This is a genomic window from Pseudohongiella sp., from assembly GCF_011050365.1.
Taxonomy (GTDB): domain Bacteria; phylum Pseudomonadota; class Gammaproteobacteria; order Pseudomonadales; family Pseudohongiellaceae; genus Pseudohongiella.
In genome coordinates, this window is record NZ_DRFV01000010.1 from 33,754 (window position 1) to 52,819 (window position 19,066).

The 19,066-nt window shown below is 52.4% G+C and carries 19 protein-coding genes and 1 tRNA gene; 15 read left to right on the forward strand and 5 right to left on the reverse strand.

Going from position 1 to position 19,066, the window contains the following annotated elements; all coding sequences use genetic code 11:
• Positions 1-16: 16 nt before the first annotated feature.
• A complete protein-coding gene (locus ENH71_RS08820) occupies positions 17-949 on the reverse strand; it encodes a chemotaxis protein CheV (protein WP_294134457.1) in 933 nt (310 codons plus the stop codon).
• 202 nt (positions 950-1,151) lie between these two features.
• Here ENH71_RS08820 and flgA point away from each other — a divergent pair, with 202 nt between their 5' ends.
• The 4 genes from flgA (at position 1,152) to ENH71_RS08840 (ending at position 3,750) form a co-directional block, all read left to right on the forward strand.
• The gene (gene flgA, locus ENH71_RS08825) at positions 1,152-1,895 is read left to right on the forward strand and encodes a flagellar basal body P-ring formation chaperone FlgA (protein WP_294134454.1); all 744 of its coding nucleotides are present in this window, start codon (positions 1,152-1,154) and stop codon (positions 1,893-1,895) included.
• A gap of 255 nt (positions 1,896-2,150) precedes the next feature.
• Positions 2,151-2,480, forward strand: coding sequence for a flagellar biosynthesis anti-sigma factor FlgM (gene flgM, locus ENH71_RS08830; protein WP_294134451.1), 330 nt, complete (start codon positions 2,151-2,153; stop codon positions 2,478-2,480).
• 45 nt (positions 2,481-2,525) lie between these two features.
• The gene (locus ENH71_RS08835; RefSeq protein ID WP_294134448.1) at positions 2,526-3,002 is read left to right on the forward strand and encodes a flagellar protein FlgN; all 477 of its coding nucleotides are present in this window, start codon (positions 2,526-2,528) and stop codon (positions 3,000-3,002) included.
• Between the two features lie 34 nt (positions 3,003-3,036).
• Positions 3,037-3,750: a flagellar brake protein gene (locus ENH71_RS08840; RefSeq protein WP_294134445.1), complete on the forward strand. Its 714-nt coding sequence runs from the start codon at positions 3,037-3,039 to the stop codon at positions 3,748-3,750.
• A gap of 3 nt (positions 3,751-3,753) precedes the next feature.
• Here ENH71_RS08840 and ENH71_RS16075 read toward each other — a convergent pair whose 3' ends face one another.
• On the reverse strand, positions 3,754-5,073 hold the full coding sequence (locus tag ENH71_RS16075; RefSeq protein ID WP_317622392.1) for a TIGR04283 family arsenosugar biosynthesis glycosyltransferase: 1,320 nt from the start codon (positions 5,071-5,073) through the stop codon (positions 3,754-3,756).
• A 192-nt stretch (positions 5,074-5,265) separates the two neighbouring features.
• Here ENH71_RS16075 and ENH71_RS08855 point away from each other — a divergent pair, with 192 nt between their 5' ends.
• The 6 genes from ENH71_RS08855 (at position 5,266) to thcA (ending at position 9,171) form a co-directional block, all read left to right on the forward strand.
• Entirely contained in the window at positions 5,266-5,505 is a 240-nt protein-coding gene (locus ENH71_RS08855; protein WP_294134442.1) for a hypothetical protein, read from the forward strand.
• 90 nt (positions 5,506-5,595) lie between these two features.
• Positions 5,596-5,672: transfer RNA gene (locus ENH71_RS08860), tRNA-Arg, on the forward strand.
• Between the two features lie 567 nt (positions 5,673-6,239).
• Complete coding sequence (locus ENH71_RS08865; RefSeq protein ID WP_294134439.1) at positions 6,240-6,716, forward strand: TIR domain-containing protein; 477 nt, start codon at positions 6,240-6,242, stop codon at positions 6,714-6,716.
• A gap of 102 nt (positions 6,717-6,818) precedes the next feature.
• A complete protein-coding gene (locus tag ENH71_RS08870; RefSeq protein WP_294137676.1) occupies positions 6,819-7,421 on the forward strand; it encodes a TIR domain-containing protein in 603 nt (200 codons plus the stop codon).
• The gene (gene thcB4, locus ENH71_RS08875) at positions 7,418-8,605 is read left to right on the forward strand and encodes a Thoeris type III anti-phage system protein ThcB4 (protein WP_294134433.1); all 1,188 of its coding nucleotides are present in this window, start codon (positions 7,418-7,420) and stop codon (positions 8,603-8,605) included. Before ENH71_RS08870 ends, thcB4 begins: the two co-directional genes overlap by 4 nt.
• Positions 8,602-9,171, forward strand: a complete 570-nt coding sequence (gene thcA / locus ENH71_RS08880; RefSeq protein ID WP_294134431.1) for a Thoeris type III anti-phage system protein ThcA — start codon at positions 8,602-8,604, stop codon at positions 9,169-9,171. The genes thcB4 and thcA overlap by 4 nt, the downstream gene beginning before the upstream one ends.
• Before the next feature lie 213 nt (positions 9,172-9,384).
• Here the strand turns inward: thcA and ENH71_RS08885 are convergent, their stop codons facing one another.
• The 3 genes from ENH71_RS08885 to ENH71_RS08890 form a co-directional block, all read right to left on the reverse strand.
• Positions 9,385-9,648 carry a hypothetical protein gene (locus ENH71_RS08885; protein WP_294134429.1) on the reverse strand — a complete coding sequence of 88 codons (264 nt, stop codon included), beginning with the start codon at positions 9,646-9,648 and terminating at the stop codon, positions 9,385-9,387.
• Positions 9,649-9,827: 179 nt separating this feature from the next.
• Positions 9,828-10,148, reverse strand: coding sequence for a DUF7673 family protein (locus ENH71_RS16185; protein ID WP_422662540.1), 321 nt, complete (start codon positions 10,146-10,148; stop codon positions 9,828-9,830).
• Positions 10,149-10,286: 138 nt separating this feature from the next.
• Positions 10,287-10,793: a JAB domain-containing protein gene (locus ENH71_RS08890; protein WP_294134427.1), complete on the reverse strand. Its 507-nt coding sequence runs from the start codon at positions 10,791-10,793 to the stop codon at positions 10,287-10,289.
• Positions 10,794-11,249: 456 nt separating this feature from the next.
• Here ENH71_RS08890 and ENH71_RS08895 point away from each other — a divergent pair, with 456 nt between their 5' ends.
• The 5 genes from ENH71_RS08895 (at position 11,250) to pglX (ending at position 19,013) form a co-directional block, all read left to right on the forward strand.
• The gene (locus tag ENH71_RS08895; RefSeq protein WP_294137680.1) at positions 11,250-12,125 is read left to right on the forward strand and encodes a WYL domain-containing protein; all 876 of its coding nucleotides are present in this window, start codon (positions 11,250-11,252) and stop codon (positions 12,123-12,125) included.
• Positions 12,125-12,727, forward strand: a complete 603-nt coding sequence (locus tag ENH71_RS08900) for a DUF1819 family protein (protein WP_294137682.1) — start codon at positions 12,125-12,127, stop codon at positions 12,725-12,727. The genes ENH71_RS08895 and ENH71_RS08900 overlap by 1 nt, the downstream gene beginning before the upstream one ends.
• Positions 12,724-13,299: a DUF1788 domain-containing protein gene (locus tag ENH71_RS08905; RefSeq protein ID WP_294137684.1), complete on the forward strand. Its 576-nt coding sequence runs from the start codon at positions 12,724-12,726 to the stop codon at positions 13,297-13,299. Before ENH71_RS08900 ends, ENH71_RS08905 begins: the two co-directional genes overlap by 4 nt.
• A 15-nt stretch (positions 13,300-13,314) precedes the next feature.
• The gene (gene brxC / locus ENH71_RS08910) at positions 13,315-16,941 is read left to right on the forward strand and encodes a BREX system P-loop protein BrxC (protein ID WP_294137686.1); all 3,627 of its coding nucleotides are present in this window, start codon (positions 13,315-13,317) and stop codon (positions 16,939-16,941) included.
• Positions 16,942-17,090: 149 nt separating this feature from the next.
• A complete protein-coding gene (gene pglX, locus ENH71_RS08915; protein WP_317622744.1) occupies positions 17,091-19,013 on the forward strand; it encodes a BREX-1 system adenine-specific DNA-methyltransferase PglX in 1,923 nt (640 codons plus the stop codon).
• The last annotated feature ends 53 nt before the right edge of the window (positions 19,014-19,066 follow it).

Genomic DNA, 19,066 nt, shown 5'->3' on the forward strand with positions numbered 1-19,066 from the left:
AACTCTGATCACCGGCTTACGCGGGAGTCTGGCGGCGCTCAAGTTGTTTCAGCACACGCTGGGCCAACTCATCGGGGTGGAATTTGGCCAGGAAATCGTCAGCACCCACTTTTTCTACCATCGACTGGTTAAACACCCCGCTCAACGAGGTATGCAGCATCACATGCAAGCTGTTCAGTCTGGGGTCGTTCTTGATGGATGCTGTCAACGTGTAACCGTCCATTTCCGGCATTTCAATATCAGAAATAACCAGAACATATTTATCTGCCGGATTCTCACCCGCTTCAGCCATAGCCTGCAAATGCAGGAATGCCTGTTTGCCATCATTGAGCACCACCGTGTTCAGGCCGATGGCCTCACAGCAACGCTTTATCTGGGTCCGTGCGACACTGGAATCATCAACAATCAGCACAGTGTTGATGGTTTCGGTACGCACTGTTTTGCTGACCAGGGCTTCACTGAGTATGCGTGGCGCCGGCGCCACCTCAGCCAGGATCCGCTCCACATCCAGGATTTCCACCAGCTTGTTGTCCACTTCGGTTACTGCGGTCAGGTAGTGAGACCGGCCTGAACCTTTGGGTGGCGAATGAATGGTCTCCCAGTTCAGGTTGACGATACGGTCCACGCCACTTACCAGAAATCCCTGTACCGAGTTGTTATATTCGGCGATGATGATAAAGCCTTTGCCATCATCCTGCAGGGCCCGGCTGCCCATGGCGATACTCAAGTCAAGCACAGTGATGGTGCGGCCCCGGATGTAAGCAACGCCGCGAACCACACGACTGCTGTGTGGCAATACGCTAAGCGGTGGGCAAGGCAGGACTTCTTTTACCTTGAACACGTTGATGCCGTACATCTGATTGCCATTGAGCCGGAACATCAGCAGCTCCAGCCGATTCTGTCCCACCAGTTGTGTTCGTTGATTAACGCTGTCAAGAACGCCGGCCATCACAGGCTCCTATTATCGATTGCAAAGTCAGATAGCGAAATTAAAAAAACATTCATGCTGGCTACAGTTGTCGTCCAACAGCAGCGTTTCATAAGGCCTGAGACCATAAATAATTCAATGATCCCGGCACATTTATTGCTTCAGCTAACAGGAATACAGCAAAACGGCTGAAAAACTACGCTGAACGCCAAGGTTTTGACGAATGACAGCAGACAATCGACAACTATCTTCATTAAAACTCAAAATGGCCGCCGTGCTTTTGGTACTGGCAACATCAGGCCCGTTGACTGCCGTGGCGACAGCATCACCGCCCGGCGCAAGCGGCAACGAGCGCCTGCGACAGGCTGCGTTCGGCGAATTGCAATCTGCCTACGGCACTGAGCCAGGCCGCATAGAGATCGACGTTGCCACGCTTGACCCCCGGCTGCAGGTGCCGGTGTGCGCGGAACCTTTGCTGCCAACAGTCAATCGGCTCAGCCCCAACGGCGGGCGCGTTACAGTTCGTGTTGAATGCCATGATGACAGCCCGTGGACGCGCCATGTGGCCGCCAGTGTCAGAGTATTCCAGGACATTGTGGTCAGCAGCCGGGCATTGGCCCGCGGCAGTATCGTTGGCGCCGGCGACATAACGCTGCAAGAGCGTGACATCAGCACGTTGCGCGGCCAGGTCATCATGGATCCGACGGTGGCTCTTGGTCAGGCAGTGCGCCGGGCGATAAGTGCAGACACAGTCCTCAATATCGACTTGCTGGAGGCACCGGTATTGGTGCAACGTGGCGATATGGTGGTATTGACCGCAGAGCGTGGTAGCATTGCTATCAGACAAACCGGCATTGCTTTGCAGGCGGGTGAAGCCGGCAAACAGATTCCGGTAAGGAACAATAGTTCCGATCGGGTTGTGCAAGCGGTGGTCACCGGCGCCGGTGAAGTTAAAGTGATTTTTTGACGCTCGCATGGCGGGCCTTTTACGCGACAACAACAGGGACTGACGGTAAATTGTCACCAACTCACCAGATCAGCGACTGTTTTTACATTTTTTTTATCGGATTTAGTTGTTTTTTGTCAGTGACACACTAAAGTTACCCTAAAGGTTGCCGTTAAACCGGATAGAAGGTTAAACACTTATGACTGGTCAGGTCCGAACGCCAATGTCTGGCGTCGCGAAGTAACCTGATGAGTTGACAAGTCAAGGTATCAGACTATGAGTATTCCTACTATTAGCAATACATCGACAGCAACGGACAATCGCAGCGGCGTTCGTCAAAGCGGGACCCAGTCCAATACCGATAACACTAACACTGGTGTCGGCAATGGTAATGTGGGCAACCAGGGCGGCAGCGGTCAGCCTGATGCAGTGTCCATCAGCAGTCGAGCAACAGACCTGCAGTCGCTTGAGACCAGCATCAAGCAGCTACCCGATACCGATGCCTCGCGCGTTAGCGCTCTGCGAGAGCAAATCAATGCTGGCAATTATTCAGTAGACAGTCAGCGCGTGGCAGACAAGATGCTGGCATTCGAACGCAGCCTGTGACACGAACTTGCAATCGTCATTCAGGCGAAACGGACCGACTAGCTGATGAGTAATGAAGGCCTGCAGCAGCTCCTTGACAGTGATCGACAACTGCTGGACTCACTGGCAGAAGTGCTGCTGGCTGAAAAAAACAGCTTGGAAAAACGTGACCTCGACCAACTCAGCGACTTGCTGACGCGCAAGCAAAACGTACTTGCCAGCATAGAAAACAACGACCACATTCGCCGCAAGCTGTTAGTACAGGCCGGGGTGCCTGCCGGACAAACCAACCTACAGCACCTCAAGCGCTTGCTTGGCAAGGGCGGCCAGAACGAGTTCACAGCACTGCTGGACAGCATCGAATCACGCTTGCAGCAGTGTCGCGAGCTCAGTGAAACCAACAGTATCATTGTCCATCGCAGTCGCCTCAACACCCAACGGGCGCTGGGCATTCTTCGCGGACCGTCGACGCTGGCAGGATTGTATACCAGTCACGGCAGTACGCTTGGTGGCAGTGAACAGCGGGATCTGGGCAGCGCCTGATTCGCTCGTCAGGCCAGACAGGTTATCGACTCTCATGGCGACAAACTTCAATAACGACCGCTACTATACATCTGCCGGGGATATCTTCAGCGTCCTGCGCACCTTGCAAGCGGACCGCTCCAGTATCAGCGTTCAGTTCAACGGCAACGGTGCCATGTACAGCTCACTGGTACTGAACGCCAATTTAAAAGCCCGTACTTTCCAGCTTGACGAGTTCACCCCACGCGAGGCGCACCGTCAGGCAGAAGCCGGCACGCCATTCAGCATTCGCGCCTCAATCAACGGCATCCGCGTTCACGCCAAGGACATGGTGATCAAGCGGGTCATGAAAGACAGCGACGGCGTGTTCTATGAGCTCAAGTTTCCGGAGCGACTACTGTATCTGCAACGCCGTGATGCCTTTCGTGCCTGGGTGCCGGGCACACTGATGGTGGCGGCAACCTGCACCAACGACAACCACCCCAAGAGCCTGCAAGGGCGGGTGCTGAATATGTCAGCCACGGGCTTTCGCCTGGTCATTGAAGGCAAGGTGAATCCGCCGCCCGCCATGCTGGAAGAATTTATCATGACCATGAATCTGCCGCTGATTGACCATGACTTATCCTGCCCCGCCGAAGCGGTCTACGTGCAGTATCAACAGGATCGCAATCAGACAGTGCTCGGTTTCCGTTTCGGTAATATGGGCCGCGGCGACCAGGTGGCGGTGAACCGCTTTGTCACGCAGCTGCAGCGCGAGAGCATCGCCTGACAGTCAACGCCGCCAGCCCGGCAACGCGTCCAGTCTGTACAGATCCTCCGGCCGGTCGACATCCCACCGCGGTGGCAGCTCGCGCCAGGCTATATCCGCCTGCCGTAGACGCTCCCGGGTCTGCGCCATGACCTGCGGCTGCCCCCAATTGATGTCACGAAACACGGCTGCCGCTGGCGCCCGCAGACCGATCAGCACATAACCTCCATCCTCCGCCGGCCCCAGCACCACTCTCTCCCCTGCCGCCAGCAGCGCCAGCGCCTGCGCCACATAAGCGCCATCTACCGAGGGACAGTCAGCACCCACCACCACCACGAACTCTGCATCAGCCAGCGCCGCCTGCGTCGCGTGCTGCATGCGCGCGCCCAGATCACAGCCCATCTGCTGATATACCTGCGGAGCACCGTCCAGTTTTGCGAAGAATGCCTGCCCGCCGTCAGCGGACGCCCATAACTGCATCGGCGCCTGTGCCGATCGCCATAATTGCTGCCAACCGAACCGTATCAGACGCTGATGCAGATCCAGCGCCCCGCTTTCCCCCAACACGGGCTGTAGCCGCGTTTTGACCTGTCCGGCCACCGGTGTTTTGGCGAAAAACAGAATCCGTGCCTGCGGGTAGCGATAGCTCGTCGCCATCGCAGAGCCACGGTAATATTGCGCGTGCAGACTGGCGGGACTGGCACCAAGGAAAAAAGCCAGCCGCAGCCGCCACATCAACCAGACAGTGGTCATGATGCCGTGTTTCTGCCAACGGCGACTGGAGCTGATCACCGGCATAGACAGACATGCCGGCCTGGACAATCGCCGCAGCGTCTTGCTGATCATCACGTCTTCCATCAAGGGCACATCAGCGTACCCTCCCACTTGCTCGAACACGGCACGGCGGACAAAAATGGCCTGGTCTCCCGTGGCCACCGCCGTCAGTCGTGAGCGCAGGTTCATCGCCCTGCCAATCACAGCAAAAGCGGGATGTGCGCCATCCAGTCGGACATCAAAGCGTCCCCAGCACTTTGCGCCATCGGCCAGCGCCGCCGTCACCAGATCCGCTGCCTGCGCGGGCAACAGGGTGTCGATATGCAAAAACAGCAGTATGTCACCCACCGCATGCGCCGCACCCGCATTCATCTGCCGGGCACGTCCGGGAGCAGAACTCACGCAAACATCCACCAGACCCTGCGCCTCCTGCACACTGGCATCGGTGCTGCCACCATCAACCAGAACCAGCTGATGCCCTTGCCGGCGCAGGGCTTGCAGGGCGGCCAGTTGTCTGCGCAGAGTTTGCGCCTCGTTCAGGACCGGGATAATAATGCTGAGAGTACTCACGTAGCCCCTTGGTAGATGTTAGTCGGCAACCGATTTGCCAATTATCACGCTTTTTCTGCAACAAAGGCTATGCGAACACAAAATAAAGGCGGATAATATGCCGCCATTATTGTTATTGATTGCCTCCGCAATTCGCAGTAATAAACTGGCTACTTTGCCGTTCTCTTCTTGAAAGACAGCGCGTTGTAATTAATGAATCTCGAAAATTTCTATATCGTCGCCACTGATCCTGACGAGCCCGCCCTTCAGGTCAACATCTCTGGTCCTTATCTGACGCATCAGGCCGCGCAAGCCGATCTGACGGCGGCCATCGATGAGGCTGCGGAGCTGGACCCCAGTGCGCGCACGTACGACTATCGCATCTGCAAGCTGGCCTGCCAGAAACCCGGTGTGATCCAGCACATGGCCTGCCACGCAGCGCGGCCAAACTAAGTACGTTTGCCCTTATCCCCGCTCCACCACACACTTTCCACGTGCTATAATCCCGGCCGCTATTTAAATGCCAGACTCTTGCTTCATCATGCCCCGGTGGCACAGCTGGATAGCGCGGCCCCCTCCTAAGGGGCAGGTCGCAGGTTCGAATCCTGCCCGGGGCACCAAAAAACTATTTATATCAAATAGATAAAGAAATATAAATTTCCTAAAACGTTTTTTGCTCGGCTCTCTCACAATATGTGACCAATGTGTAACCAGCCAACGCAAACCTTAAAAAGCCAACCAAACCTCGACGGGCTGCCCCGCACCGCTCCCTGCTGTGTCTAGTAGGCCATAGTAGATGCCTGCAGATTTCTCCTTAAAGATTTTGAGTAGTAATGATTCAATATCGTCTACCGGGAACCATCCAATTCATCTGACATTCAACAAGCCGCATAAGAACCTCACGGTTCGGAGCAAGTAAATAAACGGGTTCTGAGTTGAACTTCTATTTACCCAAAACCGCGACACAGTTTTGGATGTAGATGCTGACTTGCCTTCAGAAATTGGACAAGGTATACCAATTAGCCGCCTGGCCCTTTTCAAATGCCCCGGACACTGCAGCTATCACATCCTCTCTCTAACCTACCAGTCTCTACTATGCTCAAACGCGTTGCAGAATGGTTCGTAAAACTCAATGTAAAGTGCTAGCCTCTTAAGCACCATCAACAATAAGAATGATAGGGTGAAGTATGGCAAAGAAATGTTTCCTCAGCTTCCACTACACTCCAGACAACTGGCGTGTATCCCAGGTTAGGCAAATTGGGGCAATTGATGAGCAGCCACTGCTTGACTCCAACAAATGGGAGGAAATCAAAAAGAAGGGCGATAATGCCATTGAGAAGTGGATAGTCGACAATATGAAAGGCAAGGAATGTTTGGTCGTGCTTGTCGGTGAAAAGACAGCTGGTCGCCGATGGGTCAAGCACGAAATCAAAAAAGCCTGGAAAGATGGATTGGGAGTGCTCGCCATCCATGTTCACAACCTGAAAGACTCAAGCGGCAACCAGTCGCCAAAAGGGTCAAACCCGTTCATCGGCCTCACTGTCGACGGCGAAGCTGTCTCGGGGAAGATCTATGATCCGCCGTACCTCACCAGCACCTATGTGTACGACTACATCAAGTCGAACATCGAAACCTGGGTAAGCGACGCAATAAAAGCACGCTGAACCAATTCAGGATGCAGGCGGCGCATCTGGGATGCCCGCCGCGAGATACAAAAGCCGCTTCCGCACTTAATCGGAAGATAGCATAGATAGATGGGGGTCATATTGCCGCGAAAAACCTTCTTTTCGTTTCACTACGTTCCAGATGCCTGGCGCGCGTGGAACGTCCGCAATAGCTGGGTCGTTAGGGACACCGATAAGAAAAGTCGCGGATTCTTCGACAATAGCGTTTTCGAAGCCTCAAAAAAGGAAGGCGACGATGCTTTGAAAACCTTCCTTCGCAAAGGATTGGAGAATACTTCCGTCACTTGCGTCCTTGCTGGAACCAACACCTGGTCGCGGCGGTGGGTACGATACGAGATCGCTCGCAGCATTATCAAAGGAAACGGTTTACTCACCGTATACATCCATGGCGTCCAAAACAATGAAAAAGAGACCTCAGCAAAGGGTGCCAATCCGTTAGCCCAGATGGGGCTTTATAGAACCAATCGCGGTATATTGCTCGCCGAGTGGAAAGGAGGAAAGTGGGTGGCCTATGCCGATTATACGCTTGCGATTCCTGAAGGAGATCTCTGGTTTGCCGCGCCGAAGACCAACAGCGTGGTTCAGTTGTCGACTCACTGCCTGAGCTACGACTTTACCGGCCAGAACGGCAGGAAAGACATCGGCGGCTGGATCGAAACTGCCGCGGGATTGGCAGGTCGATGAGCGACATTTCCGGCATTAGATCCCCCTATCAACTCCTCATGCTGGGCGCAGTCGACGAGCATGGTTCTCGTTTTCGCCGTAGCGTTGAGTTGGCGCTTCAAGGTCTCGGGCTTCCAGTGAGCACAATCAAGTTCCTGAGTGATACCGAGGCCTCGACTCGTAGCCTGAATGGTCCTGTCATGGCGGTATTCTTCGGCTCACAGACTAACATTAGCGATACTTCGCTTGTGTCAGAGTTGATCGATGATTCGATTGTAGTTGCCCCTATTGTCTCGGACTTGACTAGGGTGCATACGGAAATTCCACCGCAGATTAGGCACGTCAATGCCATCGTTTTGGGACCTAACAACGAAGGTATCGCTCGTCTTACTACACTTGTCCTTGAGACATTCCGGCTGTTGCGGCGCGAGCGACGATTGTTCATCAGCTACAAGCGGAAAGGCTCTCAGCCGTTGGCTGACCGATTGTACGATGCGCTTGACGCTCGTGGCTTTGACGTATTCATTGATGTGCGATCCGTGCCGCCGGCAGCAGACTTTCAAGCACAGCTCTGGCACAGGATGACTGATTCCGATGTGATCGTGCTCATCGACACACCTGGCTTTCGAGAAGGCCGCTGGACTGCCGAAGAATTGGCGCGAGCAAATGCGACCAATGTTCAAATTTTACACCTACTATGGCCAGGGCAAAAGGAAGACCCGACCTCGTCTTTCAGCCATTTTATGAAGCTTAGACGGCGGGACTTCCTAGGATTTCTTCCAATGCGAGGCCGTTGGGCGACGAAGGAGTTGGTTAAACGAATTTGTGACGAGGTTGAACAACTACGTGCCCCAGCAATTGCCGCCCGCCACCGGTATCTGGTTGATAATTTTTGCGATGCCGCTCGCGATCTGGGGCTTGAACCCACTGTTCAGGTTGAAGGCTGGATTTCTCTGAAGGCGAGCGCCAGTAAGACTCTCGCGGTCGTGCCTGCTGTGGGGGTGCCAACTTCCGACCGAATAAATGAGGTATTTGAGGCCATCACCGATCCCATTATTGAAGCGAGGGAGATATGGATGATCTACGACAATAGAGGCATACTGAATACATGGCTTTCTCATCTAGATTGGCTTGACTCCCATTTGCCGATTCGGGCCGTACAGATGGCGAAAGCGCCAAATCTGCTTAAAGAGTTGATCGAATGATAGAGGTCTTCTTATCTGCCAGCGTGCCTTTACCTGAGCGCGATCGAGTGTTTTTTGACACCGCGGATGTCCTTGCCATTAGGGAATCAATCAAGGCGTTAGTTGAAGTAGTGTTGCCGATCGGACGAATTACCTGCGGCGGCCATCCGGCGATAACGCCACTCCTGGCACTATTCGCCCGCGAGGCAAACCTCAATAGCGACCATTTGTCTATATATCAAAGCCAACTGTTTGCGGGACGATTGTCTCCGGAGCTAGCGGATTTCGCCCATGTTCACATGGTGCCATCGGTCGATGACGATAGAGACGCCAGTTTGACGGCAATGAGACGTGCAATGATCGAGAGCCGCAGTTTCAGCGCAGCAGTAATTATCGGCGGCATGGAAGGCATATACGAGGAGTACGACTTGTTCGTCGAATGTCATCCTGACGCAGCCATATTACCGCTCTCAACAACAGGCGCTGCCGCTGCTATCATTTATCAAAAAGGCGAATATGATCGGGTCTTTGCACGCGACCGGACCTATTCCAGCCTTTTCCGCAGGAAACTCTTACCTGCCGTTTGACGATGGGGGCTCGCACCGTTTAGAACCTACTAGACGCGAGAAACCTAATCCGCTCATTGCGCACGGCTAGAATTTTTTTAGTACCCGTTTGACCGCTGTATCTTAGCAGCCAAAGGCGGCTGCTAAGGTGCAATCGCCGTATACTTGTCACTGGCAATGTAAAACTGACCCACCCTCCTCGGTGGGTCAAAATTAGATTGCCGTTGACAATACTTACAGATAAGCAGCCTTGATGAGATCCACAATGGCCGCAGCTTCTTGCGGGCTAAAAGCCATCTTTCCACCTTTATGTGTAAGAGTCACTATGCCATCTTGCTCATAGAACCCAAGATTCGGAGCTTTGTTGTAAGTCTGACAATACTCGATAGCCTCAGCTTTCATAATCGGCATCGTCCAACCGAAATCTATCAAAATTCCAGAATCGTGCGCCTGCGCTAACACTTTATCAACTGATCTTTCAAACTCTAATTTCAACATTTAAACCTCATGTCGTTTTGTGTGGTAGTCACGTATCTGATTCGCTCCGGGCTTCAAAGCGAGATCAATATTCTCAAAATTAGGTTTCTCAACGAAACCCTTGCGATTTACCCAAATCAACCTGTCAAACTGCGAGTATCCGACTGAGTGACAGCCGGACACTTACGCTGTTGACGCTCCTAGAGCCTGTCCTTCACGAGTGCCTGCTCAATCTCCACAAACCCTCTAAAAACCTCCCTCCCACTTTCAATATACTGATGGATCTCTTGAATTGGCTGAAAGGTATCAACTTTAAGCAGCTCCAGACATGCCACCTGGAGCTCGCCATCGATGCTCCGAAGGAGATTCAGATTGAATGGCCAGACTCTGCCATTGTACAGCCCTAGCAGAAACAGTCTCACATGCCGGGATTGGTGAGTGTCACCAAGACCCACTCCGATAAGAATGCGTAAACTTTCAACTATCTGATCGTCATTTAACGTTTGCGGTTGACCGTACATATGTTTTCTCCGTCGCTGAATTGAGCACTCAATGTAACGCCTCAGGAGGTCTGAAATTTAGATTTTGAATAAATTCTCTCCAGCATCGAGCCAAAATTACTCTTGGACACAGCAAAAAAAGGGGCCGAAGCCCCTTTTTCATATAAGTCCCCTTTCAGCAAACGACACTGCACTTTCTCCGCCCACGATTATGTGATCCAACGTTCTTATGTCCAACAAGGACAGCGCCTCTTTTAGCTTCTGTGTAATACTTCGATCGGCCGAACTTGGCTCAGGATTTCCGCTCGGATGATTATGCGAAAAAATGACTGCCGCAGCATTGAGCCTCAAAGATGCTTTTGCTACTTCCCGCGGGTACACCGCAGCCCCATCAATCGTGCCGTGAAACATTTCGCGATACTCGATCAATCGATGTTGCGTATCCAGAAAGATCACCGCAAAGATTTCATTTTCACAGCCCCCAAGTTTTGTAGTTAGGTACTCTTTGACTGTGTCGGTGGATGTAAACGATGCTCCACGCTGCATCTTGGCATCAACAGCCTGACGAGCTGCTGCCAGAATTTGATCGACAGTAGCTGGCGTATAGCGCCCCTGGTCGTCACAAATTAGAAGTGAACTGCCGAAAGATAGAGAAAATTGAGTCATGATAATGCTCCGGTTGCTCAGGCGGAATTGCCCGGAACCAGCTTCAGCACGGCGCAGCGCAAGCCGTCACAGGGTCGAAGACGGTCAACGACCGCAAGTGTTCGAAGAACGCGCAGCCCTTGACGGCGAGAACGCCGTGATAAGGTGTAGGGAACAGCAAGACCGCTCCCACTCCACCCCTCCACAAAACTCCGAAATATCTCGACTTGGCAAGCGGAGCGCGCAGGTCCTCAAGGGCCGGAGTCGGCAGGTATTTAAGCTGATAATATGCAATTCGATATAAAGCTCGGGACACTAATCTGGTGGTGCATGGCTTCAGTCCATTTGGAGCCGCAACTAACCGATAGCCAGGTTCAAAAATGCAAACGACATGTAATATAATATTACAGTAACCCTGCTTTACACCAGCGCACTTTTCCGGCACCATCGCAGCACAGGCCACAAAAACAAGAAGCCATGACTGCATCCATACTGAAACCCGAAATCCGCAAGCGTCTCATGGCCATAGAGCTGGTTGCCCTATGGGAGGGCCGACTGGTGACCAATCGGCTAATGCAGTGGTTCGGAATATCTAGGCAGCAAGCATCCAGTGACATCCGCCGGTACATAAATGAGGTCAATCCCGGTGCTTTAGTGCATGACTTGGCCGAAAAGGGCTATGTACCCACTGTGGCTCTTCAGCCTGCATTGTCCAGCGGACAAGTGAGCGAGTACCTTGAGCTTCTTATCAGTCAGAATCAGCAGCCTTGTGCAGAGATAGTCGATGCGCAGGATGGTATTTGCGCGGTGCAACTTCCCGACAGGGCGCTTCGCCCAGAGATCGTCCGGGAAATAGTCAGGGCAACCCAAACAGGCAACAGCCTCAAGATCGTTTATAGCTCAATGAGCAACCCCCTTCCACATGAGCGCGTTATTACACCTCACACGCTTGTATATAGCGGCTATCGATGGCATGTCCGTGCTTATTGTCATTCTCGTAAAGCGTTCCGCGATTTCCTGGTTTCCAGAATCAGCAGACCTCCCCTGCCGACTATCGCTGTAGCTCCCCAAAGCGCTGAAGATGAACAATGGCAAAAGTCAGTTTCTCTGATCTTGATCCCTAACCAGCACCTCAGCGAGGCACAATGTGCGCTGGTAGAACGAGATTACGCAATGCCAGAGGGGCGCCTTATTGTTAAAACCCGCGAAGCCTTGGCTATCTATGTATTGCAACGTTATCGCGCCGCAATCACGGATCAACAATGTCAGCGTGCTGCCGAACATCCGCTGCAGCTACTAAAAACTGATCGTAAAAAACTGGCCACCCTGCATTTTGATGAGGAGGCTGTTTAATGAACTCGTTTAACTACGACAGCGACCTGATCGGGGGCTCTTTGCAGGTGCGTGAAAGCAGGGTAGTCGCCGACATGCTGTTGCAAGCGGCCTCTTCTGATCAGTGGTATCAAGCCATCATCAGCGAGAACCAACTGCAAAAACGCTCGCCTGCGACCGCCAAGCGGGTCGCTCAGGCACTCCGCAAACGCCTGGAGCGTCTAGAGCCGCCATTTTGGCGAGCGATTCGCGATGGCGACGATGAGCTTGCTACTCAAGCCACATTTTGCGCGGTAATGGCTCGCAACCTATTGCTAGTGGAATGGCTGGAGACCGTCATGCATGATGCCATCAGCACCCATGCGGGCCATCTCAAGCAGTTCCAATGGTCAGAATTTCTGGAAGACAGGGTACAACGCGACCAGCGTATCGCAGCTTGGACAGAGTCCTCGCGCAAGAAAATGGGCCAGGTGGTGTTTCGTGTATTGGCCGAGGTCGGGCTTCTAAGCGACACTCGTTCACTGAATTTGCAAAAACTCATTATTCGGCCAGAGATTCGCCAATTGTTGGAGCACCATGGCCACCAACGTTTACTGACGTGCTTGGAGCTTTCGACACGATGAATTCAACGCTGCAAGACAGACTTGATCAGATTCCCGAAAAAATCGTCAGCGATGATTTTCTCCAATCCAAAGGCCTGGCTAACGATCTGGGTTTCTGGATCTTTGACTATGCGCCGGAAGACGAACTGCAAGTGCGCGACTACCTCCAATTCCTGCAGGATCTGCTGGCGAAAAAACACCAGCATCTGAGTATTGCACACATCGATCTGCTAAGCCTATTGCGAGACTATCTCAATAGTCGCCGCATTCTCGACCGCTCGCTGCAAAAGCAGATGAGCCAAGGAGACGCAGCACTTCTCAAAGCCCTGCATGGGCCGTTGCACATGGACAAATTCGCCCCTTATCTTGTACAGCATGGTCAGGCGGAGGACAAAGACATTGTGCTGATTTCCGGCGTGGGTTCCGTCTGGCCGGTGTTACGGGCGCATAGCATTCTCAATAAATTACATGCCCTACTCGGCCATAAACCTTTGGTGCTGTTCTACCCAGGTGAATATACAGGTCAAAACCTGTCGCTATTCAATCGCCTTCCCCGTAACGACTATTACCGCGCATTTCGCCTGATTCCGTGACAAGGACTGATCCATATGAAAATTGAAGAAATCTTTGTAAAACCGCTAAATCGTCAAATAAACGGTGTGGTCAAAGCGGATCAGAATGATGATGCCACCGTGTATCAGGAACTGGACGAGTACGTGGTGACTCGCGAACTGGAGACCCACTTCCGTAGCTTCTTCTCCTCCTATGCCACGCCGCTCAACGACCCTTCCATCACCAACCGCGTTGGTGTGTGGATATCAGGTTTTTTTGGCTCAGGTAAATCGCACTTTCTAAAAACGCTATCGTACCTTATCGCCAATAAAGCTGCGCTCGATGAGTCAGGCAATAGTAAAAACGCAGCAGACTTTTTCGACGAAACCAAGTTGCGAGATGCCATGATCAGGGCTGACATTTCCAAGGCAGTCTCTGAGCCGGCCGACGTCATCCTGTTCAATATCGACAGCAAAGCCAGCACCAATGATGGCGGCAATGCAATCCTGAGCGTATTCCTGCGTGTATTCAACGAGCACCAGGGTTTCAGCAGCGACCACCCGCATGTCGCGCATATGGAGCGACACTTGACCGAAAAGGGTGTCTACGGCAAGTTCAAGGAGACGTTCCACGCTGCCACCGGCAACACTTGGGAAGATGAGCGGGATGCCTTCGAGTTCTATCAGGACGATGTCGAAAAAGCCCTTGGCGCGGCGCTAGACTTATCCCCAGAGGCAGCCCATAAGTGGTATGAAAGCGCTGAACAAAATTTCAGTGTTTCGGTTGAAAAATTCTGCGAATGGGTAAAGGAATACCTGGAGAGTAAACCGGCCAATCATCGTATTTTGTTTCTGGTTGATGAGGTTGGACAATATATAGGAAGCGACAGCAGACTCATGCTGACTTTGCAGACGTTGACCGAGAATCTGGGTACGATCTGCAAAGGCCGCGCATGGATCATCGTCACCTCACAAGCAGATATGGACTCGGTACTGGGCGAGCTTTCTGCTTCCAAGGCAAATGACTTTTCGAAAATTGCCGGACGCTTTAAAACTCGATTGTCACTGTCTAGCTCCAACACCGATGAAGTTATACAAAAGCGCCTGCTGCGGAAAACCCCAGACGCTGAAAGCGAATTACTTAAGTTGTACGAAAGCAAAGGCGATATCCTGCGCAACCAGATCAGCTTTGATCGCTCCGGACCCACGCTAAAAAGCTACGACAACGCCGAAAGCTTTATCGCTAACTATCCATTCGTGCCCTATCAATTTCAGCTGGTACAAAAGATATTCGAAGAAATCAGAAAAGTGGGCGCCACCGGCGCCCACCTGGCCTACGGCGAGCGCTCCATGCTGGACGCATTCCAGATGGCTGCCCAGCGTATTTCAAATCAATCCCCAGGCGCGCTGGTGCCTATGCACAGTTTCTACCACGCAGTTGAAGGATTTCTGGATACTGCCGTCAAACGCACCATCGACCAGGCAGCTAACAACCCCGTGTTGGATGAGTTTGACGTACAGTTGCTCAGAACATTATTCATGATTCGTTACGTCGACCTGATTAAAGGTACGCCGGATAATCTGGTGACTTTGTGCATAGAACAGATTGATACCGACAAACTCGTACTGCGCCGACAAGTAGAAGACGCTTTAATACGGCTGGAAAAAGAAAGTCTGATCACCCGCAACGGTGACGAGTTTGTTTTCCTCACCAATGAAGAGCGCGACATAAGCCGCAAGATCAAAGCTACAGATATCGCTGGCAATGAGGAAAACAAAGAGCTGTCCAGCATGATCTACCGCGATCTGCTGCGCGACAAAAACCGTTTTCGATACAGTGTGAACAATACCGACTACAGTATTGGCCGTTACCTGGACAGCCATACCATTGATGGTCGTTATGAAAACGACTTGCGTGTAGAAGTGATTTCGCCCCTGGATCCCGAGTACGCAATGTACAGTGAGTCGGGTTGTATCAATCGCAGCACCGAAGGTCCAGGCACAGTGTTGATCAAGCTGCCGGATGACAAGACCTTTTTCACTGAACTTCGCACGTGGCTGCGAACCAATAAGTTTGTTCGCCTGAATGACGATAACAGTCAGCCCGAGTTAAGCCGCATTCTTGCTGATCGCGGCCGTGAAAACCAAGAGCGTAAAAAGCGGCTACGTCTCAGTCTGGAAGATCTACTCCTCCGCGCCGAGGTATATGCACTGGGCCAGCACCTCAAACTGAATACCACCAGCCCCGCCAATAAATTCGATGAGGCATGCCAATATTTGTTGGAAAACACCTACCATAAACTTGCGTATCTGCGAGTTCTACAGAAAGACCCCATGCGAGAACTGCATGCCGTTCTGCACACCGATGATATCGCCCAGCTCGGCATAAAGCTGGACGGTGAAGAAGGCAACCCGCAGGCAGTCAAAGAAGTTGACCAGTACATCTCGCTCAAAGTCAGCGGCAATGAATCGTTGATGGTCAACGATATTGTTGATCGCTTTACCAAGCGCCCTTTCGGTTGGCCAGAGCCGGAAATCCTCCTGATCCTGGCCCGACTTGCCGTGGCTGGACGCATCACTTTCCACACCGCCGGACCCAGCCTGCAACTGTCCGACGTATTTGAGCAACTTCAGAACAGCCGGCAACGCGCCAAAGTAAGCGTGATGCGAAAGCGCCTGACTGATGAAAACGTGCTGAAGTCAGCTCGTGATCTGAGCAAGGACTTGTTCAGCACCCTGGGGTCAGACAATGAAAAAGAATTATTTGAGTTTTATCAGAGTCATTTCGGCGAGTGGATTAAGAACCTGAAATCCTATCAGAGCAAATCCGAGATTGGTCGATTTCCGGGCAAAGATACTCTGAAGTCCAGTGTACTGTCGCTGGAAAGACTGCTCGCCCATGACGATAGCTTTGAATTCTTTAAACATCTCACGGATAACAAAAACGATTACCTGGAGCTCGAAGAAGACTACCGCGATCTGCATCATTTTTACACCAAACAGCTTGCCACCTGGCAACAACTGCTCGCGGCTCTGCACCAGTTCCAACCCAACGCGCAGCTGTTGATGAAAGACACCAAAGCAGCTAATGCCTTGATGGAGCTTCAACATATTGCCGATAACGATGCACCTTACGGTCAGATCCAGGAGATCGCCGGACTGGTGGAAATACTGGAGTCAGCCAATAATGCCCTACTCTATGATAAGCGCAGCCACGCTATCAGCCGGGTGGAAGGCAAGATTACCCAACTGCAGCAGGAGATCGACAGCAGCGGTATTTCAACACCTGACTTGAGCAACCGCTTGCTGATGCCCTTGCAACAAACCAAAAAACAGATCGCCGAGGAGAACAGTGTTGCTCAGATCTACATGCTACAAACGCAAGTCGCTGAAGAGAAAATGGATGAGGCGCTTGATCAGTTGCACACAGCCATGCAGGCAGAGAACGAGCGACAGAAAAAAGCAGCCGCCGCTGGCAAATCCGATCATACCGATGAACGTAAGCATGAGCCGGTGGCTGAACCCAAACCAATAGCTGATGTTTCCGCCAGCGCCCTGTTGGGTAAAGTCCAGCCAGGCCTGTATCTGGAAAATCAACAGGATGTGGACAAATACCTTAGTGCACTTCGCTCCGAACTCGAGCTGTTGATCAAACAGAACCGACGCATCCGGATCCGGGGGTGAATCATTATGATTTTGGAGGCCATTAAGGAACTCTTTAGTCGACCGGAAGGCACACAACTGGAAGTCAAGAAAGACCAGTTTCGGACTTAGCCGAAACTCGTCGATAAGACAATACATGCTCTGGTCCGCCAGCTACCCAAGGATGCCCAATGAATACCGCCCCTATCAAAAAATATGCTCCTAAGGCCCGCAAGGACTTTATCGCCGCCGTCACCCGGCAGGCAAACAAAGTTGGTGTTACCACCAAAGGCATTGCCCCTATGGATATTAAGGGGGACGTTGCACTGATAAACGATCGCCCCTTCCCCAAGGCCATTGCACGGTCACGCGACGCGCTAGTGCGTCTGGTGGAACAACACGGTTTTGCGCAAACCATGGAACAGGCCGCTTACAGCTGGTTCAACCGCTTTTGCGCTATCCGGTATATGGAAATAAAGGGCTTTCTGGATCACGGCCGCCGCGTACTCAGCCACCCGGTTAGCCCCAATGGATTCCAGATTCTGGATGACTGCCTGCACATTGATTTGCCAGAGCTGGACAAGCAACATATCACCGCACTGAAGCTGGATGGCGACAAGGACGAGGAACTCTACCGAGAACTATTACTGGCTCAGTGCCACGCGTTGCACCAGGCCATGCCTTTCCTGTTCGAAGCTGTGGACGATGCCACCGAACTGCTGCTGCCCGACAACCTGACCAAGACCGACTCCCTGATCCGCGAGTTGGTCAGCGCGATTGACGAGCAAGACTGGCAGGATGTCGAAATAATCGGCTGGCTCTACCAGTTTTATATCAGCGAAAAGAAAGACCAGGTCATGGGTAAGGTTGTCAAAAGCGAAGACATTCCTGCCGCCACGCAACTGTTTACACCCAACTGGATTGTGCAGTATCTGGTGCAGAACTCCGTAGGCCGCCTGTGGCTGCAGACTTACCCAGAAAGCTCGTTAAAGACCCAGATGCCCTACTATATCGGTCCAGGCGAGCAACCTGCGAAAGTGCGCACACAACTGGCCGCCAGCATCCCGGAAAGCATAGAACCAGAGTCAATCAAAGTGCTGGATCCGGCTTGCGGTTCTGGTCACATCCTGGTGGAAGCCTACAAAGTGCTCAAGCTGATTTATGAGGAGCGTGGCTACCGCAGTCGAGACATACCGCAGCTAATTCTGAAACATAATCTATTCGGACTGGATATTGACGACCGCGCCGGCCAGCTTGCCGGATTTGCTTTGATGATGCTGGCACGCGCAGACGATAGACGACTGTTTAGCCGCGTTGCCGATGGCGAAGTCACGCTGCATGTCGTGTCGCTTCAAGATACGCAGCATCTGGAACTGCCCAAGCTCTGGCAACAGCTCAATCTGAGCGGTGACTGGCACAAAGGCACCTCACATGGGTTGTTCGACAGCCATCAAACAGACCTCAGCAGCGCCTCTGCTGATCAGCACTACACGTTGCTGCAGCGTACACTGGAGCGTTTCACGGAAGCCAAAACATTAGGCTCACTAATCGAAGTACCGGCAGAAGATGCGCAACCTTTACAGGAACTATTGCAAACACTGACTGGACTGACAGTATCTGGCGACGCCATGCAACGCCCAGCCGCAGAAACACTAATGTCCATGATTCATCAAGCCTGTATACTCGCCCAGCGCTACGATACGGTGATCGCGAATCCGCCCTACATGGGCAGCAAGGGCATGAATGCCGATCTTAAGAGTTTTGCCAAAAAAACTTATCCCAACAGCAAGTCGGATCTGTTTGCTATCTTCATGGAGCACGCGTTCAAGCTGCTTAAGCCATACGGGTTCAACGCCCAGATCAATATGCAATCATGGATGTTCCTCTCCAGTTACGAAAATCTGCGTGACTGGCTGCTAAAAACTACCACCATTATTACCATGGCCCACCTTGGTGCGCGCGCCTTCGACAGCATCAGCGGCGAGGTGGTCTCGACCACCGCGTTTGTGATTGAGAACGCCGCCTACCCCAACTATGCCGGCGCCTACATCCGGCTGGTAGATGGCAAGTCCGAAGCAGAGAAGTCCCGCATGCTGTTGGAGGCTATTCCGTGAAGCTCGTCTACACGAACCCAATACAAACCAAGCTCTCCAGGCAAAAATCTCTC

Coding starts and splice junctions, on each gene's coding strand:
- pglX (WP_317622744.1), top strand. CDS start 17,091: ATGAATACCGCCCCTATCAAAAAATATGCTCCTAAGGCCCGCAAGGAC.
- ENH71_RS08820 (WP_294134457.1), bottom strand. CDS start 949: ATGGCCGGCGTTCTTGACAGCGTTAATCAACGAACACAACTGGTGGGA.
- flgA (WP_294134454.1), top strand. CDS start 1,152: ATGACAGCAGACAATCGACAACTATCTTCATTAAAACTCAAAATGGCC.
- ENH71_RS08885 (WP_294134429.1), bottom strand. CDS start 9,648: ATGTTGAAATTAGAGTTTGAAAGATCAGTTGATAAAGTGTTAGCGCAG.
- ENH71_RS08835 (WP_294134448.1), top strand. CDS start 2,526: ATGAGTAATGAAGGCCTGCAGCAGCTCCTTGACAGTGATCGACAACTG.
- ENH71_RS08895 (WP_294137680.1), top strand. CDS start 11,250: ATGACTGCATCCATACTGAAACCCGAAATCCGCAAGCGTCTCATGGCC.
- thcA (WP_294134431.1), top strand. CDS start 8,602: ATGATAGAGGTCTTCTTATCTGCCAGCGTGCCTTTACCTGAGCGCGAT.
- ENH71_RS08905 (WP_294137684.1), top strand. CDS start 12,724: ATGAATTCAACGCTGCAAGACAGACTTGATCAGATTCCCGAAAAAATC.
- ENH71_RS16185 (WP_422662540.1), bottom strand. CDS start 10,148: ATGTACGGTCAACCGCAAACGTTAAATGACGATCAGATAGTTGAAAGT.
- thcB4 (WP_294134433.1), top strand. CDS start 7,418: ATGAGCGACATTTCCGGCATTAGATCCCCCTATCAACTCCTCATGCTG.
- ENH71_RS08900 (WP_294137682.1), top strand. CDS start 12,125: ATGAACTCGTTTAACTACGACAGCGACCTGATCGGGGGCTCTTTGCAG.
- ENH71_RS08890 (WP_294134427.1), bottom strand. CDS start 10,793: ATGACTCAATTTTCTCTATCTTTCGGCAGTTCACTTCTAATTTGTGAC.
- ENH71_RS08855 (WP_294134442.1), top strand. CDS start 5,266: ATGAATCTCGAAAATTTCTATATCGTCGCCACTGATCCTGACGAGCCC.
- brxC (WP_294137686.1), top strand. CDS start 13,315: ATGAAAATTGAAGAAATCTTTGTAAAACCGCTAAATCGTCAAATAAAC.
- ENH71_RS08865 (WP_294134439.1), top strand. CDS start 6,240: ATGGCAAAGAAATGTTTCCTCAGCTTCCACTACACTCCAGACAACTGG.
- flgM (WP_294134451.1), top strand. CDS start 2,151: ATGAGTATTCCTACTATTAGCAATACATCGACAGCAACGGACAATCGC.
- ENH71_RS08840 (WP_294134445.1), top strand. CDS start 3,037: ATGGCGACAAACTTCAATAACGACCGCTACTATACATCTGCCGGGGAT.